Source organism: Fervidobacterium islandicum (assembly GCF_000767275.3).
Classification (GTDB): domain Bacteria; phylum Thermotogota; class Thermotogae; order Thermotogales; family Fervidobacteriaceae; genus Fervidobacterium; species Fervidobacterium islandicum.
The window spans coordinates 611,199-637,135 of the sequence record NZ_CP014334.2 but is presented as its reverse complement, the minus strand read 5'-3'; the positions used below and the strand labels follow the sequence as shown (position 1 = coordinate 637,135).

The 25,937-nt window shown below is 39.9% G+C and carries 25 protein-coding genes and 1 pseudogene; 10 read left to right on the top strand and 16 right to left on the bottom strand.

The genetic code is table 11. From position 1 onward, the window contains the following. Positions 1-25: 25 nt before the first annotated feature. The 4 genes from NA23_RS02980 to NA23_RS02965 form a co-directional block, all read right to left on the bottom strand. Positions 26-973, bottom strand: a complete 948-nt coding sequence (locus NA23_RS02980) for a SufB/SufD family protein (protein WP_033191158.1) — start codon at positions 971-973, stop codon at positions 26-28. A 12-nt stretch (positions 974-985) separates the two neighbouring features. Continuing rightward, on the bottom strand, positions 986-1,720 hold the full coding sequence (locus NA23_RS02975; RefSeq protein WP_033191159.1) for an ATP-binding cassette domain-containing protein: 735 nt from the start codon (positions 1,718-1,720) through the stop codon (positions 986-988). A gap of 26 nt (positions 1,721-1,746) precedes the next feature. Beyond that, complete coding sequence (locus NA23_RS02970) at positions 1,747-2,487, bottom strand: 2-phosphosulfolactate phosphatase (RefSeq protein WP_062946212.1); 741 nt, start codon at positions 2,485-2,487, stop codon at positions 1,747-1,749. Positions 2,488-2,566: 79 nt separating this feature from the next. Further along, positions 2,567-5,191, bottom strand: a complete 2,625-nt coding sequence (locus tag NA23_RS02965) for an EAL domain-containing protein (RefSeq protein ID WP_203225732.1) — start codon at positions 5,189-5,191, stop codon at positions 2,567-2,569. A gap of 187 nt (positions 5,192-5,378) precedes the next feature. On the opposite strand from NA23_RS02965, the gene NA23_RS02960 reads away from it, so the two are divergent. The 3 genes from NA23_RS02960 (at position 5,379) to NA23_RS02950 (ending at position 7,698) form a co-directional block, all read left to right on the top strand. Beyond that, a complete protein-coding gene (locus tag NA23_RS02960; protein WP_033191161.1) occupies positions 5,379-6,500 on the top strand; it encodes an NAD(P)-dependent malic enzyme in 1,122 nt (373 codons plus the stop codon). Between the two features lie 20 nt (positions 6,501-6,520). Further along, positions 6,521-6,949, top strand: coding sequence for a hypothetical protein (locus tag NA23_RS02955; RefSeq protein ID WP_033191162.1), 429 nt, complete (start codon positions 6,521-6,523; stop codon positions 6,947-6,949). A gap of 62 nt (positions 6,950-7,011) precedes the next feature. After that, positions 7,012-7,698 carry a DUF554 domain-containing protein gene (locus NA23_RS02950; RefSeq protein ID WP_033191163.1) on the top strand — a complete coding sequence of 229 codons (687 nt, stop codon included), beginning with the start codon at positions 7,012-7,014 and terminating at the stop codon, positions 7,696-7,698. 47 nt (positions 7,699-7,745) lie between these two features. Here NA23_RS02950 and NA23_RS02945 read toward each other — a convergent pair whose 3' ends face one another. The 3 genes from NA23_RS02945 to NA23_RS02935 form a co-directional block, all read right to left on the bottom strand. After that, positions 7,746-8,102 (bottom strand): class II SORL domain-containing protein, encoded by a 357-nt coding sequence (locus tag NA23_RS02945; protein WP_033191164.1) that lies wholly within the window; start codon positions 8,100-8,102, stop codon positions 7,746-7,748. A gap of 46 nt (positions 8,103-8,148) precedes the next feature. Continuing rightward, on the bottom strand, positions 8,149-8,652 hold the full coding sequence (locus NA23_RS02940) for a rubrerythrin family protein (RefSeq protein ID WP_033191165.1): 504 nt from the start codon (positions 8,650-8,652) through the stop codon (positions 8,149-8,151). An 88-nt stretch (positions 8,653-8,740) separates the two neighbouring features. Further along, a complete protein-coding gene (locus NA23_RS02935; protein WP_033191166.1) occupies positions 8,741-9,166 on the bottom strand; it encodes a Fur family transcriptional regulator in 426 nt (141 codons plus the stop codon). Between the two features lie 223 nt (positions 9,167-9,389). Here NA23_RS02935 and epsC point away from each other — a divergent pair, with 223 nt between their 5' ends. The 5 genes from epsC (at position 9,390) to NA23_RS02910 (ending at position 12,887) form a co-directional block, all read left to right on the top strand. Continuing rightward, positions 9,390-10,070, top strand: coding sequence for a serine O-acetyltransferase EpsC (epsC, locus tag NA23_RS02930; RefSeq protein WP_407918643.1), 681 nt, complete (start codon positions 9,390-9,392; stop codon positions 10,068-10,070). After that, a complete protein-coding gene (locus NA23_RS02925) occupies positions 10,067-10,978 on the top strand; it encodes a PLP-dependent cysteine synthase family protein (protein WP_236938504.1) in 912 nt (303 codons plus the stop codon). Before epsC ends, NA23_RS02925 begins: the two co-directional genes overlap by 4 nt. Before the next feature lie 350 nt (positions 10,979-11,328). Next, positions 11,329-11,595 carry a stage V sporulation protein S gene (locus tag NA23_RS02920; protein ID WP_033191168.1) on the top strand — a complete coding sequence of 89 codons (267 nt, stop codon included), beginning with the start codon at positions 11,329-11,331 and terminating at the stop codon, positions 11,593-11,595. A 53-nt stretch (positions 11,596-11,648) separates the two neighbouring features. Next, positions 11,649-11,900, top strand: coding sequence for a hypothetical protein (locus tag NA23_RS02915; RefSeq protein WP_033191169.1), 252 nt, complete (start codon positions 11,649-11,651; stop codon positions 11,898-11,900). A 69-nt stretch (positions 11,901-11,969) separates the two neighbouring features. Then, entirely contained in the window at positions 11,970-12,887 is a 918-nt protein-coding gene (locus tag NA23_RS02910; protein ID WP_033191170.1) for a DUF1385 domain-containing protein, read from the top strand. Between the two features lie 228 nt (positions 12,888-13,115). Here NA23_RS02910 and NA23_RS02905 read toward each other — a convergent pair. The 9 genes and pseudogenes from NA23_RS02905 to NA23_RS02865 form a co-directional block, all read right to left on the bottom strand. Continuing rightward, positions 13,116-13,451, bottom strand: a pseudogene (locus NA23_RS02905) (MraY family glycosyltransferase); the annotation flags it as partial. 257 nt (positions 13,452-13,708) lie between these two features. Further along, positions 13,709-14,638 (bottom strand): phospho-N-acetylmuramoyl-pentapeptide-transferase, encoded by a 930-nt coding sequence (mraY, locus tag NA23_RS02900; RefSeq protein ID WP_033191171.1) that lies wholly within the window; start codon positions 14,636-14,638, stop codon positions 13,709-13,711. A 23-nt stretch (positions 14,639-14,661) separates the two neighbouring features. Further along, complete coding sequence (locus NA23_RS02895; protein WP_033191172.1) at positions 14,662-15,930, bottom strand: UDP-N-acetylmuramoyl-tripeptide--D-alanyl-D-alanine ligase; 1,269 nt, start codon at positions 15,928-15,930, stop codon at positions 14,662-14,664. A 29-nt stretch (positions 15,931-15,959) separates the two neighbouring features. Continuing rightward, positions 15,960-17,459, bottom strand: coding sequence for a UDP-N-acetylmuramoyl-L-alanyl-D-glutamate--2,6-diaminopimelate ligase (locus tag NA23_RS02890; protein ID WP_033191173.1), 1,500 nt, complete (start codon positions 17,457-17,459; stop codon positions 15,960-15,962). A 243-nt stretch (positions 17,460-17,702) separates the two neighbouring features. Then, entirely contained in the window at positions 17,703-19,130 is a 1,428-nt protein-coding gene (locus tag NA23_RS02885) for a glycosyltransferase (RefSeq protein ID WP_236938502.1), read from the bottom strand. Between the two features lie 10 nt (positions 19,131-19,140). Then, complete coding sequence (locus NA23_RS02880; RefSeq protein WP_033191174.1) at positions 19,141-20,106, bottom strand: carbohydrate kinase family protein; 966 nt, start codon at positions 20,104-20,106, stop codon at positions 19,141-19,143. A 7-nt stretch (positions 20,107-20,113) separates the two neighbouring features. After that, on the bottom strand, positions 20,114-20,959 hold the full coding sequence (locus tag NA23_RS02875) for a carbohydrate ABC transporter permease (RefSeq protein ID WP_033191175.1): 846 nt from the start codon (positions 20,957-20,959) through the stop codon (positions 20,114-20,116). Positions 20,960-20,987: 28 nt separating this feature from the next. Continuing rightward, positions 20,988-21,836: a carbohydrate ABC transporter permease gene (locus NA23_RS02870; RefSeq protein WP_033192440.1), complete on the bottom strand. Its 849-nt coding sequence runs from the start codon at positions 21,834-21,836 to the stop codon at positions 20,988-20,990. 120 nt (positions 21,837-21,956) lie between these two features. Beyond that, complete coding sequence (locus tag NA23_RS02865; protein ID WP_033191176.1) at positions 21,957-23,207, bottom strand: ABC transporter substrate-binding protein; 1,251 nt, start codon at positions 23,205-23,207, stop codon at positions 21,957-21,959. A gap of 303 nt (positions 23,208-23,510) precedes the next feature. On the opposite strand from NA23_RS02865, the gene NA23_RS02860 reads away from it, so the two are divergent. Together NA23_RS02860 and NA23_RS02855 are read left to right on the top strand one after the other, a co-directional pair. Then, a complete protein-coding gene (locus NA23_RS02860) occupies positions 23,511-24,731 on the top strand; it encodes a glycosyltransferase (RefSeq protein WP_033191177.1) in 1,221 nt (406 codons plus the stop codon). Between the two features lie 85 nt (positions 24,732-24,816). Continuing rightward, entirely contained in the window at positions 24,817-25,932 is a 1,116-nt protein-coding gene (locus NA23_RS02855; RefSeq protein WP_033191178.1) for an ROK family transcriptional regulator, read from the top strand. The last annotated feature ends 5 nt before the right edge of the window (positions 25,933-25,937 follow it).

The window sequence follows — 25,937 nt, the reverse complement described above, 5'->3', positions numbered from 1 at the left end:
CCGTCGGACGATGAAGATAGAAAAATCACATAAGAAGGCCCTTAATAATCAGCTCAGTAGCTTCATCTTCTGTCAATCCTTTTGCCATAAGTGTTTCAAGTTGCTTCTCACTTACACGGCCTATCGAAGCTTCATGGGTCAACTCTGCAAGGTCATTTGTTATTTTTAGAATAGGGGTAGTTGATACCACAACTTTTTCGCCTTTTGTAATTTCCTCACAAGAGATGTGAGCTCTGGAATAAGGTGCGTTGCCGTAAGCTTCGTTTAGAACATTTACTTTAGATTCATCAAGTCCGACAACAACAGTCTTGGCAAGGCCCCTCGCTCTTTCTCCATTTAGATAAACTACTTCGTTTATGTCCACTTCATCATTCTTGGAAGCTTTTACTTTGCTGACAAGTTCACCTACGGCATTTTCTTTTAAGGTTAGGTTCATTTTCACTTCCAGTCTTCCGACTCTTGTCTTTGTAAGGTGGAACGTATTCCTGTATACTCCACCATTTTCAACTACAGCATTAGTTGTTGTCTTAAGCGTTATTGTCCCCGCATCACTATGGTAATGTTCATCGTTATATTCCATGATGGCTCCTTCTTCGACAACTACGTTGGAAACGGCTTCGTGTGTGAATTCCTCAGCTTGCGGAAAAACGCAGTGAGCGGTGAATTTAACCTTGGCGTTTTTCTTCACTCTTATGTTGAACACAACACGCTGGTAGCCCTTCTTTTCTAAATAGCCTGTGCAAACATGAATAGGAAACGGAATTTGGACATTCTCCTCTATTTCCATATCGACCTGGACACCATCTTGCATTGTTGTGGGAACTAATTTCAAACCTGGGACGTTGTTAAGACCTATTACACGGTTACCGCTTATTATGATTGAAGCTATCCTTTTATCCATAAAGTTCGAAGCATCAGTTCCAAGTTTTTCCGCTGTTTTAACAATTGCCTCAAATTCCTTTTTCACATCCATACTTTCATCTCCCTATTTCCCGAGTTCGTTATTTTGAGGAATATTCGGATGTGTACAAGCTTCACAGGTATTTCGGAATGCGTTTAAGACATTTTCTGTTTTACCGTGCATTAAAACCTTGCCAGCGCATATTAGATAACCGTAGTCTGTGTTGTAAGCCATCTCTTCTCTGTGTGTTATTATAATTGGTGTTCCACCATATTGCGCGATGTAATTAACAACATCGTTGATTATGTTCAAGCTCATCAAGTCGATCCCGGAATCCGGTTCGTCTAATATCGCGTATCTTGGTTTTAGCAATATTATTGATGCCAACTCTACGCGCTTTCTTTCTCCACCACTCAGCGTTTTGTCAACAAACCTTTTAAGATAAAGATTGGGATTGAGCCCTACGAACTCCATTGCCTCGATAACCTCGTTTTTTTGGAGTGCGAGTTTCCCACCTAATGTCAAGTAACTTTCTATGGTCATTCCCTCAAATCTTGCAGGCTCTTGCCACATTAAGGTAATTCCAAGCTTGGCTCTTTCTGTTACTGTTAAACTGGTAATGTCCTTGCCGTCAAGCATGATTTTCCCTTTGTAGGGTTTGTACGAACTCAGCCCCATTATAACGTATCCTATCGTGCTCTTTCCTGCACCGTTTGTTCCAATTACTGCGTATTTATAACCTGGTAAAAACTTCATAGTCACATCACTTAGTATCTCTTTTTCATTAGTTCTGTAGGATATATCAACCAGCTCTAACATCCTTTTCACCTCGTCCAACAATTTTATTATCCTATTTTGACTATTTTTCCATTTTCGAACTTGGCTATTAATCGAAAATGATCTATCATCTGACAGAATTCCAAATCTTTCTCAAAGCCCAGTTCTCGCAACCTGTGTGCGTGCTCTCCTGAAAAATCTGGACGTTTCAGTGATTCCCAGAGTTTTAACGCTATAATGGAGCTATCTGACAACCGGTGAGAACGTTTTCTAACAATTCCAAAAATAATCGCTCCTGCAACTTGGATGTCTTCGTAAGATGCTTCACCGTTGTTCCCAGCACAAATAATCGCAATATTTGTATAAGCGTCGTAACCGCTGAGCATGTTGACCACCGAACTTAAATTGAGGAAAGAAGCTAATAGAACTTTCTGAGCTATCCTTGAAGCACTGAGTATAGAACTAGTTCCGTTTGTTGTAGTCAGAATAACAGTTTTTTCCTTTACAGTTTTTTCATCGTACTCGAAAGGAGAATTCCCCAAATCGAAACCTTCAATCTTCTGTCCTCCTCGTTCACCACCCAGAAGATAACCTGGGTTATAATACTTCAGACTCAAGGCTTGCGCGATATCTGAAACCGGTATAACACATGTTGCACCATTCGATAAGGCAGTAATTATCGTAGAAGTTGCACGTAGTACATCAATTACTACCGAAATATCGAAATATTTAATCACGTCAGGTACTTCCGAATCTATTTTCCGTTCAAATAACTCCACTTCTTTGTAGTTGAAGAACGTGTAAAGCAAAAAAATCACCTCAGAGACAATTATACACCTCTGAGGTGGGATTAAGTGAAAAACGTATTGTAGCAATTAGTACAGAGTATTAATTTTTCGTAAATTTAGACCTTTCGTGTAAAACCTTGGTAAAATCATCAACAGACATAGGTTTACCAAAGTAGTAACCTTGGAACAACTTGTAACCGATCATCGTCAATATTTCGAGCTGCTTTTCATTTTCTACTCCTTCAGGAATCGCATCTAAGTTGAATGACCTTGCTATGTTATAGACTGCCTCTAGTATTTTCACTGAGCGTGAATCATCCGGTATTCGCGATACAAAAGACCTGTCAATTTTTATCTTTTTCAAGGGTAGCACTGTTAAGTATGATAGTGAAGAATAGCCCGTTCCGAAGTCGTCTATGCACAGTTGGCAACCAAAGTTCAAGAGCTTCTCAATATTGCTTCTCACTGTTTGGTTCATGTCGATAAGTATGTTTTCTGTAAATTCAATAACTATCTTTTTGGGTTTTATCGCATAAGCCGAAATGATTTCAATGAACCGTTCAGCCATATTTGGATGTCTTAACTGAACTGGGCTAACATTTACATCGACAAATGCTATAGAATCGTCGTTATTAGCTATGAACTCACAGACTTGCCTTAGCACCTCTTCACCAACAGGTATTATCATCCCATTTTCTTCTATAACTCTTATAAAGTCCAGTGGTGGGACTACGGAGCCATCTTTTCGAAACCAGCGTAGGAGCGCCTCTGCTCCAACTATTTCTGAATAAGAGTTACAAATAGGTTGCAAGAAGATCTTCAGCTCGCCATTGTAGACAGCTTCTTTTAGTGCCCGCTCCTTCGCTGCCAATTCTTGGAGTTCGTTGTCAATAAGGGCATTGTAATAGACTGTACCATCTCTTGACGACTTTGCTCGTGAAAGTGCAAGGTTTAGCTTTCTCAATACGTCTTCCGCATTGTCCATCGAGCTAAAGATGTGTATCCCTGTTGAAAACTTTATCTCCACGATTTCACCGTTTACGTTGTAGAATTTTCTTAATTCTCCTTCAAGCTTTCCCACGATGTTCGCAACAGTTGCCCTTGCTTGTTTGTAGTCTTTTCCAACTTTTTCGAGCAAAATCCAAAACTCATCTGCATAAGGTCTTCCTATAGTGTCTCCCTCTCGAAGAACCTGTTTTAATCTTTTTGCAATTTCTCTTAGCAATTCATCCCCAAAGCTATGGCCCCTGGTACTGTTGAACAAGGAGAAATCCCTAATATCTATGGCGATAACTGCGTTGTAGTCATCTATAGAAGAGAACTCAATCGTTGAGGATAGCTTTCTTATGAAATAGTGTCTTGAATATAGTCCTGTTAGTGTGTCTCTTTGCAAAATATTCCTTGCAATGTTCATAGCTTCCCTTTCAGCAGTGATATCCGTGTATATTGCGTATATAAGCACTTCTTCATCATTTTCAATTGCAGAGACCGTAATCCTCACATCAACCAGCGTGCCGTCTTTTCTTCGCCTTGTCGTTTCAACTCTTAAGAAGTTTTGCTCAAGAGCTAACTTCCTAAGTTTATCAGACTCTGTTTCCAAATCTCTTGGCAATATTAATTCGTCTATAGGTTTCGCAAGAACTTCTTCCTTGGTATAACCAAACATGGTGAGAAATTGGTTGTTGCACTCTTTGACTATCCCATCTTTGTCCAATATCACAGCACCATCAGGAATGTTCTCGAAAAGTGTTTTGAAGAATGCTTGAGTTTTTTCAATGTTCCTCTTTGAAACCATTTCACTGGTTATATCCTTTACAATAACAAGCACTGTACCATCTTTTTCGAAGTCGGTTGTGGAAATACTAAGGAACTTGTTATTTTCGGAAATTACCTCCCCGTTTTTCTTAATTAAATTTCTCATCTTTTCTTCTACTCTACCAATTGTAGCCTCCCTCTCCAAACCAAGAAGTTTTGCGGCAGCTTCGTTCATATCAAGAACACGTTCGTTAACGCTATCAACCACAATATATCCATCTTTGGAGTGTTCGTATGCCTTAAACCTTGCTGAAAGCAAAATCCTTCGCCATACGTAGTTTATGGTCAAGAGATTTAAAAACATTATTGTATGCGATAAGATGAAAGAAAGCAGTGTGTAGTTGAAATTCATAAGATATACCGCAATGGCACCAGATATGCCAAAAACGAACGCTAAAACGACAAATTTCTTCGTCTGTTTGTCGATCTTTTTACTTTTGATTATTTGTCCTGCAGCCAGCATGAGTATGAACAACGCAAAAGTAAAGTATATCCAATGTACAAACGTACCGTCGGGTCTAAACTTTTCGGAGCCGTAAAACCAAGTTTTTACCTTGCCACTCCAAATTAACTTGTGAAATCGGTTAGTAAATGCTAAAATTAGATAGAATGTTGGTACAGAATATATAATTGCCATTTTCCTATCTGATTTTTTAAAGCCAGACAGGTCGAGAGTAAAGGAAAACAAAGCAACAGGAAGAAAAAGCAGCAATATGTGCTGAACTTTTTCCAGAGATAGAATATCTGACACCTCATACTTGAAAAATTCTATAACACTAAACAGTAGCAGATAAACAGCGATATATAGAGCAACCTTCGAAATCTTATAAACCTTTCTATCCAAAACATACGCAAAATTAACAACAGATACCAGTACGCCTGCCAAGGCCAATATTTTATTGATAACCAACGTAATATCAACCACTCCTCTTGAGCCGTTTTCATAAGTTCTTTGAAACCATTTCCAAAAAAATTATAACATATCTTAAAGCAAACTTGTGCGACATAATGTGGAAACATTGTAAAATTAAGATAAAATATGCTAGATATTCTGTCATGCACTATAATTTCTGATCACTAACCTGGAGGTGCCGTCGATGAGACCGTTGGATATTCACAAATTACTGCAAGGAAAGTACAAGATAACCATACCCTTGGAAGTTACAGAAGAAAATCTGAAATACCTTTATACACCAGGAGTTGCAGAAGTCGCATTGGAGTGTGCAAAAGAGCCAAGTAATGCCTTCATATATACTAGGCGGAAACATGTAATAGCAGTTGTAAGTGACGGAAGCGCCGTTCTTGGATTGGGTAATATAGGACCATATGGTGCACTACCGGTCATGGAAGGAAAGGCGATGCTTTTCAAGGAATTCGGAAACTTGGATGCATTTCCAGTATGTCTTGGTACTCAGAATACGGAAGAAATAATAAGCATTGTAAAAGCACTTGAACCTTCGTTTGGCGGGATAAATTTAGAAGACATTTCCGCACCAAGATGCTTTGAGATACTGAAACATTTGGATAGTGAAACTTCAATCCCCGTATTCCACGATGATCAACAAGGGACAGCTGTAGTTGTACTTGCGGGATTGCAAAATGCACTAAAATTGGCTGGTAAGAGAATATCCGATGTAAAGATAGTGGTGAATGGAATCGGTGCTGCAGGGTATAATATCACCAAACTACTTCTAGAATACGGTGCGAAGAACGTATATCCTTGTGACGTGTACGGATTACTGAATGAATCCACAGCTTTACACGAGTATCATCTAGAAATATCCAGGTTAACTAATCCAAAGAATATAAGTGCAACGCTCAAAGAGTGTTTAAAAGACGCAGATGTCTTTATTGGGGTTTCGAAAGGTAATCTACTGACAGGTGAGGATATTAAACAAATGGCAAAGAATCCCGTAATATTTGCCTTAGCAAATCCGACACCAGAGATAATGCCTGATACAGCTTATGAAAACGGTGCGTTCATTGTTGCAACAGGTAGATCTGATTTTCCAAATCAGGTGAATAATCTCCTTGCATTTCCAGGAATTATGCGAGCTGCAGTAGAAAAACAAAGAAAGATTACACATACCATACTCTTGAAAGCGGCTGAAATCATATCAAAAACTGTGGAGCCAAGCAGATACATGATACTCCCTAAAGCAACCGATAGAAGATTGCACGAAATGCTTTATAAGGGTCTAATCGAAATTTTTGATTAGTTGACATGGAGGTGGAAAAGATGACAACATCGATGGAAAGGAAAATTACCAAAGGTTTTCTCATCTCAGTAATCTTCATACTCTTCATTTGTGGTCCCGTCTTCGCAAGTAGTGCTACGACAAAGCTATTTGTTTTCTTGAGTACAGATAACTTCGTGGGCGTGGAGTTGAGAGCATCGACGGATACGTATTCGCACCTTTACGCCAATATAGGTATAAATCAGCTTACTTTTGGACTGAGATTGTCCTCTAAACAATTGCAGGGTCTGTACATTTCTCCGGGTTTTTATATGAAATACGCTTCCCCATTATTTGTTAACTTTTCTGTGGGGTATACATTCAAAGTTTCTGGTGCTGAAAATTTATTATTTTTGTTAGAAGCTGGTGGTAAAAAGTTGTTTGATAAACCTGAGAGTTTTATAAACTTTGCTGTTTATTTGCCGTTCTGACGGAGATCACTTAGTGGAACGTCATTCTCCACATATTTATTAACCTACGAAAGGGGGATACTATGAGAAACCTGTCGTACCTTCTTCCTGCGATTGTTAACTCGGTCGCTGTGGTTTTTGGAAGTTCAATAGGTTTCCTTTTCAGAAAAGGAATATCCGAAAGATTTCGAAGGGTACTTTTTGCTGCCGTAGGGCTTTCTACAATCGGTATAGGTTTAAAGATGATTCTTGGAGCTAATAACTTTCTTATTGTGTTGTTTTCAATGGTTGTTGGTGGTGTGATTGGAGAGTTTTTTGATTTGGAAGGAAAACTGAAAGCCATTGGTGACAACATCAAGGAAGGGGACTTCTCAACAGGGTTTGTAACGTCATCTCTGCTTTTTCTTGTTGGACCTATGACCATTGTAGGTTCAATAACGGCAGGATTAAATGGGGATGGAAATATCATATACACCAAATCGTTGCTCGATTTTATTTCATCAATAGTGCTCTCTTCAACTTACGGTTTAGGGGTTATGCTTTCGGCATTGAGTGTTTTGGTCATACAAGGCGGTATTACTCTCTTTGCTAGTTTACTCACGTTCTTAACATCGCCTGTTTACTTGAATGACTTGGTTGCCGTAGGTGGATTAATGGTTTTTGGGATTGGCTTGAGAATATTGGAAATAAAGGATCCGAAAGTTGGAAATTACCTACCTGCACTTTTGGTTTCACCTGTGCTCACCTTTCTTACAAGCTTCTTAAAATAACACAAAAAGGCCCCCGAGTCGGGGGCCTTTGTGATAAAGAAATAATTTTATTCTTCTACAACAACGTCAGCTGAACCTTCCCAAAGACCATGGATGTTACAGTATGAGAGAGCTATAAGTTTTGAAGTCTTTTCAAGTTTTATTTTTACCTTCACAAAAGGTTCCTCAAGTGTAGGTGAAAAGTCGTAGCGTCCTATTCTAAGGATGTACGGTGCACCTTCCGGCATAGCGTAGAGTTCGATCCATGCGATATGGTGTTCCACTGTGTTTGGATGCGGAATCTCTTTTCCAACAGATACTTCTACCTCAAACCACTCACCCTTTTTAACTTTTTCCGGAGCGCAAATAACTGGAACGTGCTTTTCTCCTTTAAAATCACCAGATTTTACAAAATCACCTATCATTTTCTCCCTCCTCTCTCAGTCTCTTAAGCTTCCGTAAGCAAGAAAATTAGAATTCAACAAAAGCGGACTTAGGAGCTCCGCACACAGGACATTTTTCAGGTGCTTCATCTTCCGTCGTATAACCGCAGACTGAACAGATGTAAATCTTCTCAGCCTCGTAATCTTTTCCTTCATTCACAAGATTAAGCGCCTTCTTATACATTTCTGCGTGAATCTTTTCCGCTTCAAGAGCGTAGTGAGTACTGATTTGAGCTTCCTTTTCCCCCTGCAGTTTAGCTGTTTCGTTGTAAACGGGATACATTTCTTCTACCTCGAACGTTTCACCGGCTATACAAGATTGAATATTTGCTGGATTATCCCCCAACTTCTTGAGCGCCTTAAAGTGGTTTCTTGCGTGCACAAACTCTGCATAAGCAATAGCCTTAAAAAGGTTTGCTAATTTCTTTAAACCGGACTTCTCGGCCTCATCGGCAAAGATCAAATACTTCATGTGTGCCATAGACTCGCCTGCAAAAGCATCTTCCAAGAACTTTTTCGTCATATCCCTCATGTTCACACCTCCCCTTGAAATTTAGTAAACAGCTCCCTTTTTTCATATTAAGGAGAAAGGGAGCTGCCACTCGCTCTTATTCATTGCATTAATGACCCAAACAGTTCTTACAAATACCGACCAAAGTAAGCTGGACATTGTGCACTTCGTGCCCATCGATATTCGAAATGTTGGGCAGTTCAACGTTAAGCTCAATATCGTATATTTTCTTACACTTTGTGCAATAAAAGTGGTGATGATTTTCTCTAACAAAGTCGTACCTGATGGCATCAGGAGTGATAATAACCTTAACTAAACCAGCATCTGCTAAGGCTCTAAGAGTATTGTAAACAGTCGCCCTTGAAAGAACTGATAATTTCTGCTCTCTTACAAAATGCTCGTAAATTTCGTCCGCAGACGGATGTGAATACGTATTACGGAGATACTCTAGGATCTCCACTCTGTGAACCGTTGGTTTTACTCCCTTTTCTTTCAACAATTCGCGTATTTCGCTTCTCGTATCAATCTGTACCATTCAGCCGCCTCCCGTTATCGGTATAAAATTTTACAAAGTCCAAGTTTATTTTACCACGAATATGAAACGATTTCAAGTAAGCTTTTCTGTTATACTTTTGTGAATTTTCTAAGACACTTGCGACTTAATTCTGTATTTGACAATTCTAATCGATTGTGGTACACTGAAATTAGTCTTACCTAAGTAAGTGACTTCATATGTATAGGGAGTGATGATGAATGGGGTGCGTTTTTTGGAAAATCTTAGAAGGCTTTTCAAAGAGCTAAGAAACATGTATAGAGCAATTAAACTGGATAAAGAATACCTCAAGCGCTTAGATCCTTCTTTTGAAGTTTCTTATCAGTACCGTTTTCATGCTGGATTCAGGTCGCTAAAGCTTTACAGACTCTCGCATGCCTTTTACGTATCTGGTTTTAAATTCATAGCCTATTTTATATACCACATTAACCGCGTGTTGTACACCGTTGATATTCATCCGGCAGCTGTTTTGGAACCAGGTGTTGTGATAGACCACGGTGCGGGTGTTGTCGTTGGCTCCACGGCTATAGTTGGTAGTGGCACAGTGCTATACCACGGCGTTACACTCGGTGCAAAGTACATAACCAAAGGCAAACGGCATCCAACTGTTGGAAAGAACGTGATCATAGGAGCGGGAGCAAAAGTGCTTGGCCCTGTGAACATCGGTGATAATGCAAAAATTGGTGCAAACAGCGTTGTTATTTCCGATATCCCCGATAATGCCACTGCCGTAGGTATTCCAGCGCGAATAGTGAATAAAAATTATCGCGATGATGAGAAACTAAGTGTCTCTTTTTCTTCGTATACTGATAAAAAAGAAAAATCTGAAAGGTCTGATGACCTTTGTCCAGAAGAATTAGTAAATTTGGAGGTTGCTAAGCAATGAATACGTCTTCTCTTAACCAGACAATCTCTAAAAATATAACCGCAATTCGGAATGTAATGATTGGACAGACACCTCTTGTGTACCTTGAAAAATACTCAGTGTACGCTAAGCTTGAAAGGAATAATCCAACTGGAAGCATTAAAGATAGACCTGTGTATTTTATGGTATTAAGGGCCTTACAGGACGGATTGATAAATTCTGATACTGTTATCGTCGAACCGACAAGCGGTAATACGGGAATTGCACTTGCTTGGATCGGTGCAAAGCTCGGGATAAAAGTGATAATTACCATGCCTGAAACTGTTTCCATCGAGCGTCGCCAGCTTTTGACAAGTTTGGGAGCGGACGTTGTGTTAACTGAAGATATGACGAAGGCTATTGAAAAAGCCAGAGAAATCGTTTCCTCCAAATCTGCTTTTATACCAAACCAGTTCGAGAACCCGGAAAACGTTAAAGCTCACTTTTTAACCACGGGTCCAGAGTTACTAACTCAAATGAATTATCAACTGGATGCGTTTGTTGCAGGAATCGGAACTGGTGGAACGATAACAGGTGTTGGAAAATTTCTCAAAAGTTTTCGTTCTGATATCAAAATCATCGGAGTGGAACCGAAACAATCACCTGTTGTAAGTGGTGGAACAGCTAGAAAACACAAGATACAGGGAATTGGTGCGGGTTTTGTACCGAAAATATTGGACATCGGAATCATCGATGAAATAGTTCAAGTAGATGACCAGGAAGCTATCGAATGGACAACTAGGTTATGGAAAGAAGGTATATTCGCAGGTATCTCGGCCGCAGCTAATTTGATTGCAAGTGTACTGGTTAGAAAGAAGTATAATTTAGAACGCGTCGCGACGGTGTTTCCAGACGATGGTTCTAAGTACATTTCTGTTTTACCGGGTTAATAAGCTGAGCAGGTGGCCTGTGTAAAAAACAAACGTGTGCACGCCCGTGGCGTGCACACAACAGTATAGAGACAGCTCCCACCTATCCCCAGTACCCCCATTACTGCTCATAGTATATCACTTCAGCACGTACCATGTCAAATTTTCCACGATTGTTGTTTCCAAAATTTTCTTCTTTGGCTTAAATAAATAACTTTGACAACTTTCGCTGTTTTCTATGTTGTTCTGCTCCAAACCCAGGCGTTTGCAAAAAGAATTTGCCTTTTTGATAATTTTATGGTAAAATAGAGCCAAACCAATTAACATATGATACTAGCTTTAATCTCTACAGAACAAGGAGGATAGGCATTATGGAGATTTTGAAGGTCAGTTCAAAGTCAAGTCCAAACAAAGTTGCGGGTGCTATTGTCGGCTCACTCAAGAAGAACGAGAAGGTTGAGATTCAAGCTATCGGTGCGGGTGCAGTTAACCAAGCATCTAAGTCTTTGGCTGTTGCAAGAAGGTTTTTGGAGCAAGAAGGCTTGGATTTGTACGTAGTTCCAGCATTTATTGAAATTCAAATCGGTAACGAAACACGAACAGGTATATCTTTTAAAGTTTATCTCCAAAAAAAGTGAACTCTAAGGTTCTATTTGGAACCGAAAGACTGTAATGGAAGATGGAGGAACGCTTGGAAGAGCTCAAGGCTATCGCAAGTGCTTGTATAACAGATAACAGAATCTATGAAATAGTTTATACAATCTCACGGATGTCAGAAGGAGATTTGCAGAACTTTCGTAGCAAGGTTGTCGGTTATTTCATGGCAAGAAATTCACCGGAAGATATGGAGGCGTACAAGTTTTACAAAATCATATTGGAAGATGAAAATGCCAAGAAAGTTCTTGAACTGTACGAGGAAATCAAAAACAGAAAAGGACAATAAGCTCTTTTGAAAATAGGTGCCGTTCAGGCACCTTTTTTAAACACATCACAAATGAAAGAGGTGACAACATTGAAAGTCGGTGGTCAGGCAGTAATTGATGGTGTCTTGATGATGGGAAAAAAGGTAGTAGTAGCTGTTAGAACCCGGTCAGGTGAGATCGAAATTCGTGAGCTTGGTTATCCAAATGTTCGTGGGAAATGGGCGAAAATACCATTCCTGAGAGGTTTTGTAAGCCTTTATTATTCGCTTTATTTTGGTATGAAAGCTTTGAATTTAAGTGCTGAGATATCTTCTGATGAAAAGATGAAAAAGGGTGAAGGCTTCTTTTCGATCCTTTTTGCCATTTTACTGGCAGTTGGATTGTTTGTAGTTCTTCCCGCTTACATAACAAAGTGGTTAGGGTTTAAGGATAACGAGTTTTTGTTTTCGCTAGTCGATGGTTTGATTAGATTGGGGTTTTTCTTGGCCTATGTATTCTTTATTTCACTATTCGAAGATGTCAAAACTGTCTTTAGATACCATGGTGCAGAGCATAAAGCTGTCCATACATATGAGAACGGCGAAGAATTAACGGTCGAAAATGCGAGGAAATATTCAACGATACACCCAAGGTGCGGAACGAATTTCGTCATGATATTTTTAATCATCGCAATTCTAGTGCATAGTCTCTACGGACTTTTTGGAGTTACGATGCTTGGTCGAATCATCTTCAGAATCGTTGCAATACCCGTAGTTGCAGGTATTTCTTACGAACTCTTGAGGCTCTTTGACAAATATCCGCGAACGAGGTTTTTGGCGGTTCCCGGAATGGTTTTGCAAAAACTTACGACCGCCGAGCCTGACGACTCACAACTCGAGGTTGCCCTCGTCTCCCTTAGACACGCCATTGGAGTTAATGAACCTGTTGTTTCTGATGAACCAAAGCTGGAAAAAGAAAATCAAAAAGCTGATACCGAGGTATATGAACAACCCGAATTTCTTGGTTGATAGTAAAACAAAACCTAATGTCAGTGAGTAAGCGATGATTAAAAAGAACACATCTCCAAAAAGCAACGTTCCTATGTGATGTAGATGGAATCTATCAGGTTTGAATGGGTTCTTCCCCAAAACCAGCCTCCTCAGAAATGAGGAGGCTATTTCATACATCGGGTAACCAAAGAACACAATCGCTTTTGTAAGATCTCTTGTGGTATTCTGGTGTGAAATAAGTAAATAGGCAATCAGAAATGCACCGGAATCACCCATAAACAGTCGATCGAATATGTTGAAAAAAAGCAGAACAAAAAGGACAGGAAGATACACAAAATCAAGCTTGAAAGCGAAATAAATTATAGCGACCCCGACGAGAAGTCCGTTGATGCCATCGATAAGGTTAAAAGCATTCAAGAGTGCAACGAATAAAAGAAAAGTAAGCAAGTTATCAAGACCAAAGTTGTTTGTAAATATAAAATGAGACGTGCTCACAAAAAGAAGACCTGCGATGGATTGTAAAACCAATTTTGTGTAATAAGGCAGCTCTATCAAATCATCGATTAAACCTATTCCAAACACTATGTATAACGCTAGTTCTCTTTTTAGATCCGAAAACCCATAACTTGACTTCAAATAAATCACAAACGCAAAAAGAACCAGACCACCAACAAGTGGAACTGGTTTTGAATGTTCTTTCCTCTCCGATGGATGGTCAAGCAAGATGTTAAATCTCTTGCACAAGATAGAAAGAAATACACTTAAGACTATACTAATAGTAAACCCAGCCAAATATTGGTTCAAGTGAAGAGCCTCCGTTATCAACCATTTCTACATTTCTAAAATTTCAGAACAAAAGAAAGATAGGTGATGGCAATTGCGAGATTCCACGCGCTGAAGACACCGACTATCTTTTCTTCAGTCCAACCAAGCAGTTCAAAATGATGATGGATAGGTGCCATCTTGAATATCCTTTTTCCCCTGATTTTATAGGAACCGACTTGTAGAATCACACTAATCGTTTCGAGCAAGAATATACTGGTGAAAAAGATAAGAGGAAGTTCATTGCTTGTTATCAGTGCGTACGTTGCTATGTAGGCGCCCAGAGCTAATGAGCCCGTGTCACCCATAAATACCTTTGCTGGTCTTGTGTTGTATACGAGAAATGCAAGCAGGGGCATAACCAGAATCAACAATGAAATTGCCTGATTGTAATTTCTTACCAGCATTAGGAAAGGAGTCGCACTTGTTATGAACACCCATCCGGCGAGTCCATCGAGCCCGTCTGTGAGATTGGTTGCGTTGGAGTATCCGGAAATCAAGAACATTGTGAATATGTAGAAGAACCATTTTGGAACCGAAAAACCAAACACTGTACTCTCGCGGTATTGGAGCACCGTGTAAGCCACCCATATCGAAAATAACATCTGCAATGCGAGTTTTTGCCAAGCTCTCAGTCCAAGAGAGCGTTTTTTCGCTATACTAACAAAGTCATCCAAAAATCCAATAAAGCCGTAGAACAGCATCGTTAACAAAAGTTCTTTTTTTACACCAAGCACAATACCTGCAACCAGTGCTATCGCTAAAAATACAATGCCTCCAGCCGTAGGAGTCCCTTCTTTGTAATTATGCAAGTCTGGACCTTCTTGTCTGATGTACTGTCCAAGTCTTAGTTTTTTCATGTAATTAATATAGCGAGGAAAAACGAAAAGGCCTATTAGGAATTCGGCTATCAAAACTATTCCGGAAAATAAATTCGATGTCTGCATCTAGCTTTCCTCCTCAAACTTTTTTATTTGTTTGAATTTTCGAGAAGTTCATTTACAATCTTATCCAGTTCGACTGCTCGTGATGCCTTGAAATACAGCGTACCTGAAAATTCGGAGGTGAGTATTTTTTTCTTAAGGAACTCTACGATTTCCTCTTGCTTATCACTTCTGAAAATAAGATTTGACGGAGTGATATCTTTTGATTCCTCTTCTTTATCGTACACAACAACACCGTCAACTTCTTCAAGTAAATTTGAAAGCATTTCGTGGTAGTGCTTTGAGTACTCACCGAGTTCTTTCATTGCTCCAACAACTGCGTAGGCAGGCCTTGGAAAATGTTCTTTAACTTCCTCTATCCCATGCTTAAAGGATTCGTAACTGGCGTTGTAAGTGTCGTCGATTATGTAAGCTTTGCCACAGGTATGTATGTTGAAACGTCCTTTTAACGGTTTAAAACTCAAAAGTCTTATTGGGTTAAATAAAATATCAAGCATATCAGCAACTGCAAAGGCAACAAGCACAGAAGTCGCCATGGCTTTTGTCCAGAAACCAGGCAGGGAATAATAAAATTCTCCTTCAATCGTTTCGAAAGTCAATAATGTGCTCCGTCCATCAAAAGTTCTTTCCTTTAGAACATAATCGCCACCTTTTGTACCAAAGTATTTACAGTTTCCACATCTCATTCTTTCATCATCAAAATTAACCAAAGCTTGCTTTGAATTCTCAACAATCTGCCATTTGCCTTTGAAGATCTCATTCACGCTTCCCGTAACGCCCACATGTGCACTTCCCACATTTAGGAGAACTCCTATGTTGGGAGGGAATAGCTTGCAAAGGTATTCAATGTCACCAACGTTTCTTTGAGCCATTTCTAAAACAACGATCTGTTCTCCACGGTAGGAATTAATTATCGAAAGCGGCAGTCCAATTTCTGAATTGAGGTTTCCTTCATTTTTAAAGGTCCGAATTTCAGCACTGAGCACCTCAGCAACAATCTCTTTTGTCGTCGTCTTACCATTAGATCCCGTTATACCAACAATTTTTGGATTGAATTTTTCCAATATCTTGCTTGCGTACATACCGAGGAAACCAACTGTGCTCGGAACGATCAATTGATTTGGCAATCCTAAGTCACGTTCTACAACAACTGCAAATGCTCCCGCTTGCAGGGCTTGCTTAACAAAATCGTGCCCATCAACTCGATTGCCTTTTATAGCGACAAACACATCACCTGGCTTTACTTCTCTGGAATCTGTAACAAATCGATGACCAACGAGATCCGTAAGTTCCATTTTGTTCTCTCACACTCCATTAAACTTGTCTATTTATCCAGGTCTCTTATATGATTCTTGTTGATCTTCGAAAGAATTATATCCAAAGCGACATCTCTGTCTTTGAAAGGAACTTTTAATGTCTCTGTGAATATTTGATAAGGTTCATGACCTCTACCTGTGATAACTACAACATCTCCGCGTGTTGCCAAAGTTATAGCTGTGTCTATTGCTTCACGCCTATCAAGAACAGTGAGTGAAAGTGAATTGGGTTGAACCCCTTTTTCAACGTCTTTTATAATCGCCTCCGGGTCCTCACCGCGAGGATCGTCTGTTGTAAGTATTGCAATATCAGCAAGTTTTGTTACGACTTCAGCCATCATCGGCCTTTTCCCTTTATCAGCTTGTCCTCCGGCACCGTAAACAACGATAATCCTTCCTTTTGCCAACTTCCTTGCAGCAAGTATTACCTTTTCAAGCGCATCGGGAGAATGAGCAAAATCTATAATCACTTCAATTCCCAGTTTCCTTGCTTCAGGTATTGGTTCGAATCGTCCGTCCACACCTCTAAATGTGCTAACGTAGCTGATAATCTCGTCCGGCTCGTATCCTAACTCGAATAATCCTGCAACAACTAAAGTAACATTGAACGCATTGTAGTCACCTATCATTTGCGTGTAAACTTTCTTCGTACCATAAGGAGAGGTTAACGTAAAGGTTGTTCCATTCCATGTGGTTGATATATCTGAAATCTTGTAAATCGCGCTGTCACTCGTACCGAATGTTATGAGCCTTGGTACTTTTTTACTGACCAAAAGTGGCGCGTAATCCTCGTGAACCACAGCTATTCCGTCCTTTTTGAGCAAATCGAACAGGTGAAGCTTTGAGTTTACGTAGTGTTCGAAAGTCGGATGGTAATCTAAGTGATCCCTGGTTATATTTGTAAGGCCTGCTATATCAAATCTGATGGTTTCAACTCGTGCTTGATGAAGCGAATGGGAGGAAACTTCCATAGAATAATAGCTTCCACCCTTCTTAACAGTTTTAGACATGTTTTCCATAATTGTTAGTGCATCAGGGGTAGTATTGTGTATGTAGAACTTATCACCCACTATATCGTTTATGACCGTTCCTGATAAGCTTCCTGTAAGGCCAAGTTGCTGCATTATATGGTGGAAGAGATGAGCACACGTGGTTTTGCCATTCGTGCCAGTCACTCCGAAGGTTATCAGTTTGTTGTATGGATGTTCGTAGAATTCTGCAGCGAGGAAGGCTTCAGCAAGTCTGCTGTCGTAAACTTGAACATAAGGGAGGTTACTGTTAATCTCTCTTTCAGTGACGAACGCAATAACTCCATTTTCTCTGTAAAGGGTCTCGACTATGGTATGTGAGTCAAAATTGGTTCCCTTTCTACAAATAAACAATGAACCGGGAGTAGCTTTCTTTGAATTGTTGTAAACTCCGGTGATTTCCTTTTCTCTTAGTTCTTCAGGTATGTTGTCAAAAACGATAAACTTTTGGATGGCTTCTAAAAGATGCTTTAGTTTCAAAATAATCCACCCCTTTTACTAGCGCAAGTTTAGGTCAGCTGTTAAAATTATATCACCGCTATAGAATTATTCAACTGCCGACCAGTTCGGAGTCCTTCAAGAGGACGGGACCTTAGCACTTCTCAAACCATTTTCTAATGGTTTTGAATTTTTGTTGCAATTCTTAGATCTTTGATTTAAACAAAAAGTCCCTCAGACTATCTGAGGGACTCAAAAGTGAGAAATTTCGCACTTTTTATCTTTCTAAAGTTTAGCAATCAAGTCGTAGAATTTCTTAAGGTCTTTCTCATCTACGCTCCTTATCCCATGTGATTCAGAGAGTTCCCTTTGAATATTTTCCAAATATCCCAATGCTGTGTTCTTCCAGCTATATCTTTGTGCAAGTTCTATGGATCTTCTGGAATCAAACTTCTCCAAAGCTACCAGTAATTTCACAGCAATATCTTTGGTATCGGTCGGATCTATTAATAATCCTTCGCCATTTGAAAATATCTCAGCTGGCCCTCCGTTTTTCGTAACGACAATTTTCAAACCACATGCAGCTGCTTCAACAACCGCAAGTCCAAATGGTTCATAAAGCGCTGGCAAGACAAATACAGAACCTCTTGCAGCTGATACACGGTATAAACTGGCCAGATGTTTCTGATCCGATATATTAGCAAAGAATACACTCTTTCCTATTTCCTTTCCGGCTTCTTCGATGATCTCTTCCAAAATTAAAGCATCTTCTGATCTTTCTCTACTTACATACTCTAAGACATCGTTAACGCCACGTACGACAATAAGTAGGTTAGCCTTCTCTTTCAAATCTTCGTTTTGCAAGAAAGCTCTAACTACAGCAATGTGGTTCTTTTTTCTGTCCAATCTACTGGACATTATTATAAACGGTAATCTGTGCCTTTTTACAGGAGACTTTGAAAGTAATTGTTCGATGTAGTCGTTTATTTGTTTATCTTCAGGCTTTGGTTCCTGGTTGAAGATTTTATGGTTTATTCCAGGAGGGATAACTTTGAATTTGTCAATGTATGGATCCGCTTCATATAATTTGTGTGAATATTGCTCATATCGTTCCTGATTTGTACTACAAACTATAAAAGAAGCGTATTTTATAGCAAGATTTTCTGCAGCAAGCCGTACGGAGAACTTGTATTTCTTTTCGGCCGCCTCTTGAGACATCCCAGATTCCAAAAGCTTTTCAAGCTTCCATGCCCCAAGTGAATGTGCCGTAAATGAAAATGGTATTCCCGTTTTCTCAAGGAACATTACTCCTGAAATACCACCATCTGCATAGTGGGTTGTCACAAAATCTGGAAATCTGCCTTCTGACTTGTAAAATTCGTAGATCTTCTCAACATAGTCAGGAAGATACTTCCAGAGCTCTTCTTTTGGTAAAAACTTCTGCCCTCCAAACGGTATTCGAACAATACGAACATTTGGTGCTTCAGGATAATAATCGTAGCTTTCCGCAAACTCCGGCCAATCTTTATCAATTATCTGCCTTGTAATAATGTCGACTTCTATCCCCAGCTCGCTCATCGCCTTTGCAAGCTCTTTGACATAAACTAGCTGCCCTCCAAAATCTGGGTGCTCGGTTAGATGACTATCGTTCTTATCAAAATTTCCCTGCGGATTGAAGAATGCTATTTTTTTCACCAAATACCTTTCGCTCAAGGTCTCACCTCTATCTTTTTCCAATTTGCTTTTCAATTTCTCCTTTTAACGCACTTATATCGACATCTGCACCAACAAACTGTACGATGTAACCGGCAACCATCGCACCTATCTTACAAGCCTCGATAAAATCGTACTTGTTGATTAGCCCGTAGTACATACCGGCCCAAAATCCATCACCAGCTCCGGTTGCATCGACAACTCTCTCGGCTACAGCCGGTATATGGGTTACTGACTTGCTTTCATCAAAAACGGATGCAAAAGCTCCACCTCTACCAGCTGTCAAAACCACGTATTTGGCACCACATTTGTGAAATTGCTCTACATAATATTTGACCACATTCTCAGTGAATTCGTTCGATTCTCTCGATTCGTTTGACGGTGTTCCAAGAATCGCCATCGCATCGTCGAGAGAAGGTTTTAAGTACGTTGTGTATCTCAAAAGTTCAAACACTCTATCGCGTTCTATTTTTGAGCACTCAAACAACTTGTCTCGGCAATTTGGGTCAAAAGAGATAGAAATTCCTCTTTCTACAGCCTTTCTAACTACTTTCATTGTCATCTCGTATAGGTCTTTGTGAGTTAATGTCCAACAACTTACATGAACAATACTAATTCCATCCAAAATCTTGTCTATCTCATCTTCGCTCAACCTAAGAAACCTATCTGCTCCTCGAATTACAAAAAAATCAGGACTTTCCACAGTCTTCTGAACAAAGACAAGAGTTGTTCCATATTTGTTGTCTATCTGAACTGAAGAAATATCTACCTTCGCCTGTTCTAATTTTTTCACAATCCTATTACCGATGGGATCATTTCCCACACGCGATACAATTTTAGTTGGAACACCAAGTTGGGATGCAAACCTTGCGATATTCCCCGGTGAACCCCCCACTTTTAAAGTGAAATGTTCTGCACTGGTAAAATCTTCCTGGGTTATCAAATCCGCTAAAAGTTCTCCAAAAAAAAGTATCATGTCAGATTCATCCTTTCACTGCACCTGCACTTAGTCCTGATATTATTCTGTTTTGGAATATCAAAACCAGCGCTACCAACGGTACTGTAACAATGACGGCGGCGGCCATCAGCTGACCCCAAGGCTGTTCATATTGAGTCCTTCCAGCGAACAAAGCTATGGCAACAGGAACTGTGTAATATTGCGGTTTCTGCATAAATGTAAAAGCAAAAAGGAACTCGTTCCATGCGGTTATGAATGTTAAGAGTCCTGTGGCAACAAGACCTGGAGCAGACATAGGAAAAACGATTTGGAAAAGTGTCCTCAAACGAGAGCAACCGTCAATAGCGGCTGCTTCTTCTATCTCCTTTGGAAGATCTCTGAAAAAGTTTTGCAATATCCAAGTGGTGAGCGGCAACGTGATAGCAACGTACGGAAGGATCAATCCTTGGTAAGTGTTTATCATCCCAAGCTTTCGAAGTATTACAAAAAGCGAACCTAAGATAGAAATCTGAGGAAACATGCTGACGGAAAGAATAAGGGCCATGACAAATGCTTTACCTTTCATGTGCAGTCGTGCTATTGCATAGCCTGCAAAGGAGCCAAATATAAGTGTTGTAAGCGTAGTTATACCGGAAACCACTATACTGTTCCAGATGTTTACATGAAACGGCCTCTCCAAGAAAACTTTTACGTAATTTGAAAGCGTTGGATTCCTTGGCCAAAATGTTGGATTCGGATCAAAGAGCTCTATGTTAGGCTTTAAGGAAGAAATAATAGCCCAATAGAACGGAAAAATGCACCAAAGCAAAATGAATATAACAGCTATAGTTAACGTTACTTTGTAAATTAATCTCTTCGTTTTTGTAGACATAGCAATCACCTCTTGCCTTTCAGGTCTTTCAGTCTAGTTTTAACTTCAGCGATTTTATGTAGATTATTGCAAATATAGAAATCAACAAGAAGATAACCACGGATAGGGCAGAACCGTAACCAAACCATGCTCCTGTGAATGCTCTATCCATCAGCAAGACTCGGTTGTAAACTGCCAGTGTTTCTGTGCCTACGCTTCCTCGAGTCATTATGAATACAACATCAAACACTCTTAAAGCATCCAGCGTTCTAAAGATTAGCGCTACAGCTATCGTTGAACTCAGCATAGGTAAAGTAATTCTTGTAAATCTCTGGAATAAATTTGCGCCATCTATTCTTGCGGCCTCATACAACTCTTCTGGAATCAACTGCAAACCTGCAAGTATGAGTAAGGCCATAAAAGGTGTGGTCTTCCATACGTCCACTGCGATAATTGCCCAAAGTGCGGTATCAGGCGAGCCAAGAATTGGGAATCCAGGCTCTACGATGTGCAACGTTTCTAAGAGTTTTGTCATAATTCCTCCCTGGTCGTTGAACATCCATTTCCACATCTGCGATGATATTGCTGTAGGTATAGCCCAAGGAATGAGCATGGCAGCCCTCACAGCTCCTCTGAATTTGAAAGGCTGGTTTACAATAACAGCAATCAAAAGGCCAAGAACAGTTTCAAGTGCGACTGATACGACAGTAAATATTATCGTTGTTTTCAGCGCTGCAAGAAAACGTTCGTCATGAAAAAGCTCTATGTAATTTACGAAACCTACGAATTTTCTTTCAATGTCTGGCCTAAGTCCAAATTCAAAGAAGCTATCGTAAAACGTTTTAAAAAGAGGAAAGAACGCAATGACAGAGATTACCAAAAGTGCAGGTAAAACCATCCACCATGCCACAACTGTCTCTCTTGTTTTTGCTCTCAAAAGCTCCACCTCCGTGTTCTTAAAAAACCGGGGGATGAACCCCCGGTATTGATACTCGTGGTTTTACTTGGTTTTACCATTTCACTTTCCGAGCACTTTATTCAATTCTTTTGCCATATCTTCGATTGCCTTCTGTGGTGTTGTCTGTCTCGTCAAGGCTGCATGAACGTATTTCTGGATAACGTCGGAGATTTCACTGTACTTTGCTGTTCTTGGCCTTGGAACTGCGTTAACAAACATTCCATACAATTCAAACATGAATGGAGCCGCCTTTTTCAGGGCCGGGTCTTTATAAACATCCATCATTGTTGGGTTTTGACCAGCGTTAACTGCTTTGTAAAGCTGCTGGTCATAGCTTGTTAAGAACTTGATAAGCTTCTTAGCTGCTTCTTTCTCTTCTGGTGTTGCATTCTTGTTGATACCAAGCATCCATCCACCAAGTGTTGCCGCAGACTTTCCTGCTGGACCTGCTGGAAGTGGTGCAACTCCAACCTTACCAGCAACTTTCGATTCCTTTGGATCGTTCAAAAGTGCCCAAGCGTATGGCCAGTTCCTCATGAAGACAGCTTGACCGTTTTGGAATGTTCTCCTTGCTTCTTCTTCCATGTACGTTGTTACCGCTTGTGGCGAAATCTTGTGTGTGTAAATGAGATCAACCATGAATTGAAGAGCTTTTACAGCAGCTGGGCTGTTAATGACAACATTTCCTGCATCATCAAGAACGTCTCCACCAAACGAAACGAGATATTCCATAAAGTCACATACCAAACCTTCGTACCTTGCGCCCTGCCATACAAAACCGTACATGTTCTTTTCCTTTGCTGTTATTGTTTTTGCCATATTCACAAGTTCATCCCATGTTTTTGGTGGGTTCTTGAAACCGTATTTTTCAAGCAAGTCTTTTCTGTAATAAAGAATTCCAGCATCTGTGAACCATGGGATAGCAACTATTTTTCCTCCAACAGTTGCTGCCTTAACTGTACCTGGAAGGAACTTTGAAAGTTCAAAATAGTCTTTATCAGCTGTTAAGTCTTCAAGGTACGGCGCGAATTCCGCTGGCCAAATAACATCAAGCATCAAGACTGTCGGCTCTTTTTCACCAGAAGCCAAGTACGTAACATAAAGGTCATGTCTTTCCGTTGATGAGTTCGGCATCGGCATGACTGAGACTTTGATGTTTGGATTCTGTTTCATAAAAACATCAAGTTGAGCATAAAGAACTTCAAGTTCTTTACCGACTGCACCCGCCGTCATTGTTATGGTAACCCTCGAAGCAGAAAACGCTACCACCGCAAGTGTTAATAACAGAACCACTAATAAGAACCTTCTCATACTGCCACCTCCCGTTGAGTAGTGTGGATATCTTCGAAATTCAAATGTAGTATAGCACAGCCACTATGAAATCGTGAAATATGTCAATCACGAATAATGAAGTGTATTATATAGCTAGGTAAAGCTTTTGTAATGTAGTTTTATTTATTGAACGTTTATAACTGTTTTTTGACACTTTTTAGCTTAGCATGGTAGCAAGAGCGTGTAGTACAATATGTTTAGTATAATGTTCGAAATTTGAAGTTAGTATGGAAAAATATAATAGTATTCCAAAGCCAGAAACCTTAAAAGGAGGCGTTGCGTATGACTGTGGAACTACCTGTTAAGAAGCTTTCCGATTACAGTGTGTTTTCTAAGGAAGACGTGGAAGCCATATTCGAACTTGGAAAAGAGTTGAAGGGACTTAAGGTTGTACATGTGAACGCTACTGCTTATGGTGGCGGTGTTGCTGAACTGCTTATGACCATCGTCCCGCTGATGCGAGATGCTGGTTTAGATGCCTCTTGGGAAGTACTCGAGGCGCCTATGGAATTCTTCAACGTTACAAAGAAGCTCCACAACACGCTTCAAGGTGCAGATATAGAAATATCCGAAGAAGAGTGGGAACTATTTGAAAGAGTAAATGAGCAGAATGCAAGACTGCTCAATCTCGATGCTGATGTTGTAATAATTCACGATCCACAACCAGCTTACATACCATACTACAGGCCTGATTCAAACACAAAGTATATTTGGAGATGCCATATAGATACAAGTACTCCTAATCTCAAAGTGTGGAACCGCTTGACTTCGAAAATGACAAAATATCAAAAGGCGCTCTTCCACATCCTGGAATACGTGAGGCCGCCATTCGATAAAATAGCTGTTGAATTTCCCCCAAGTATAGATCCTCTTAGCCCAAAGAACAGAGAGCTGTTGGAAGAGGAGTTAAAAATCATAGCTGAGCGTTTCAAAATAAATACTTCAAAACCACTTATAACTGTTGTTGCCAGATTTGATCCATGGAAGGACTTGTTCTCCGCCATTGATGTTTATCGTAAAGTGAAGGAAAGACATGATGTTCAGCTTGCGATAGTTTCAGCAATGGCAAAGGATGACCCAGAAGGATGGATATTCTTTGAAGACGTTCTACGATACGCTGGTGTAGATGAAGATATCCTCTTCCTAACGGATCTCAAAGGAGTTGGGCATTTAGAAGTCAACGCTATCCAACGATTGTCTACATTGGGATTGCACACTGCAACAAGAGAAGGATTCGGACTTGTAATAAGCGAAATGATGTGGAAGGAACATCCTGTTGTTGCAAGACCTGTTGGTGGCGTTAAGATACAGATTGATGATGGAGTCAACGGCTATTTGAGAACAAGTGTCGAGGAACTCTCAGATGCTATTTGTGACCTTTTGGAAAACAAGGAGAAACTTAGCGAATTTGGAAAACGCGCTAAAGAAAAGGTAAGAAGGACATATTTGTCAACAGCGCATGTAAGAAGATATTTGGAAGTTATAAAATCTGTTGTTAAATGAAATTTGTGCTGTATAATAATACCTCGGAGAAGAAAGAGTACGAACTCGAGTTATCCACATCCAACTTTGAACTGGGGGTAGGGAGTTGAAAAACGAAGCAAAAATACTACTCCATATTCTTAGAGAAAAGAAGATAAGAAGGAAAGAATTAGAAAAGATTGTCGGTGTAAATCCTTCGACAATGACGTATCTTCTCGATAAGTTAAAAGACTACATTGAGATTGAGGAGGATTCCTCTACAATGGGGAAGCCTCCTCAACTCGTTTCTATTTCGAAAGAAGCATGGCATATACTGGCTGTGAGCGTTGGAAGGGAACGTATTAGGGCGGTTGTTTACAACGGTAAAGGCGAAGAACTGGAAAGTACTGAGTACAAGGTTAGAGGCGAGTTCCTAAACAACGAAGGTATAAACGAACTGCTAAGAAAAACATTGGAAAAGTTTTACGATTACGATAGCCTTGGAATTGCGTTTTCAGGAACCGTTGTCGATGATAAGGTGTACTCAAAAATTCTCAAACTCGAGCGATATGACCCTGTGAAATCTTTAAAGCTTAAAGCACTGGGGATTCCGTATGTAATTCTGTCTGATGTTGAAGCAATCGCTGCGTATGAGTCAAAAACCACTGGAAAGGAACGTGTTTTTGTCTTGAATTACGGAACAGGCATTGGTGCTTGTTACTATGAGTATCACGCACTTTTTAGCAAAGACGAGTTTAAGAATATACCGTTAGGACACATTTATTTCGATGGTAGCGAAAAATGTTATTGTGGAGCTCGTGGATGTCTAGAAACGGTTGCGTCTGACTATGTTGCTTTTAAGAAATACACAAAGAGTTCGGTATCGTTTGTTGAATTCATTACGCATGAAGAGAAATATTTGAACGATTTGAAGATAATAAGGAATTTACATAAAGCAGACGAAGGTAGGGCAAAGGAAATTTATGCTGAGATCATAGATAGACTCGCATACGTGCTTGGAAACTTATCACTAATCTTGGGAGTTAACAATGTCGCTATTTATGGCGAGGGAAGTTCCGAATGGTTAGCTCATCAACTGGAAATAAAGGCAAAAAGTTTATCTCCAAATTTCAACCTCTCTGTCAGATATGGCCATGTACAGGATGCTGTTGAAAGGGGCGTCTCTTTGGAGGCAGCTGTGAATTACGTAAAAAAGAGTTTTTCAAAATCGCGAAAGTTATAGTCAGG

Bases quoted from the DNA above. Each gene is read 5' to 3' on its own strand.
- NA23_RS02860 (WP_033191177.1), top strand. From the start codon at position 23,511: ATGACTGTGGAACTACCTGTTAAGAAGCTTTCCGATTACAGTGTGTTT.
- NA23_RS02880 (WP_033191174.1), bottom strand. From the start codon at position 20,106: ATGATACTTTTTTTTGGAGAACTTTTAGCGGATTTGATAACCCAGGAA.
- NA23_RS02960 (WP_033191161.1), top strand. From the start codon at position 5,379: ATGAGACCGTTGGATATTCACAAATTACTGCAAGGAAAGTACAAGATA.
- NA23_RS02945 (WP_033191164.1), bottom strand. From the start codon at position 8,102: ATGATAGGTGATTTTGTAAAATCTGGTGATTTTAAAGGAGAAAAGCAC.
- NA23_RS02950 (WP_033191163.1), top strand. From the start codon at position 7,012: ATGAGAAACCTGTCGTACCTTCTTCCTGCGATTGTTAACTCGGTCGCT.
- NA23_RS02920 (WP_033191168.1), top strand. From the start codon at position 11,329: ATGGAGATTTTGAAGGTCAGTTCAAAGTCAAGTCCAAACAAAGTTGCG.
- NA23_RS02865 (WP_033191176.1), bottom strand. From the start codon at position 23,207: ATGAGAAGGTTCTTATTAGTGGTTCTGTTATTAACACTTGCGGTGGTA.
- NA23_RS02925 (WP_236938504.1), top strand. From the start codon at position 10,067: ATGAATACGTCTTCTCTTAACCAGACAATCTCTAAAAATATAACCGCA.
- NA23_RS02940 (WP_033191165.1), bottom strand. From the start codon at position 8,652: ATGAGGGATATGACGAAAAAGTTCTTGGAAGATGCTTTTGCAGGCGAG.
- NA23_RS02870 (WP_033192440.1), bottom strand. From the start codon at position 21,836: ATGGTTTTACCTGCACTTTTGGTAATCTCTGTCATTGCGTTCTTTCCT.
- NA23_RS02980 (WP_033191158.1), bottom strand. From the start codon at position 973: ATGGATGTGAAAAAGGAATTTGAGGCAATTGTTAAAACAGCGGAAAAA.
- NA23_RS02955 (WP_033191162.1), top strand. From the start codon at position 6,521: ATGACAACATCGATGGAAAGGAAAATTACCAAAGGTTTTCTCATCTCA.
- mraY (WP_033191171.1), bottom strand. From the start codon at position 14,638: ATGCAGACATCGAATTTATTTTCCGGAATAGTTTTGATAGCCGAATTC.
- NA23_RS02895 (WP_033191172.1), bottom strand. From the start codon at position 15,930: ATGGAACTTACGGATCTCGTTGGTCATCGATTTGTTACAGATTCCAGA.
- NA23_RS02875 (WP_033191175.1), bottom strand. From the start codon at position 20,959: ATGTCTACAAAAACGAAGAGATTAATTTACAAAGTAACGTTAACTATA.
- NA23_RS02975 (WP_033191159.1), bottom strand. From the start codon at position 1,720: ATGTTAGAGCTGGTTGATATATCCTACAGAACTAATGAAAAAGAGATA.
- NA23_RS02935 (WP_033191166.1), bottom strand. From the start codon at position 9,166: ATGGTACAGATTGATACGAGAAGCGAAATACGCGAATTGTTGAAAGAA.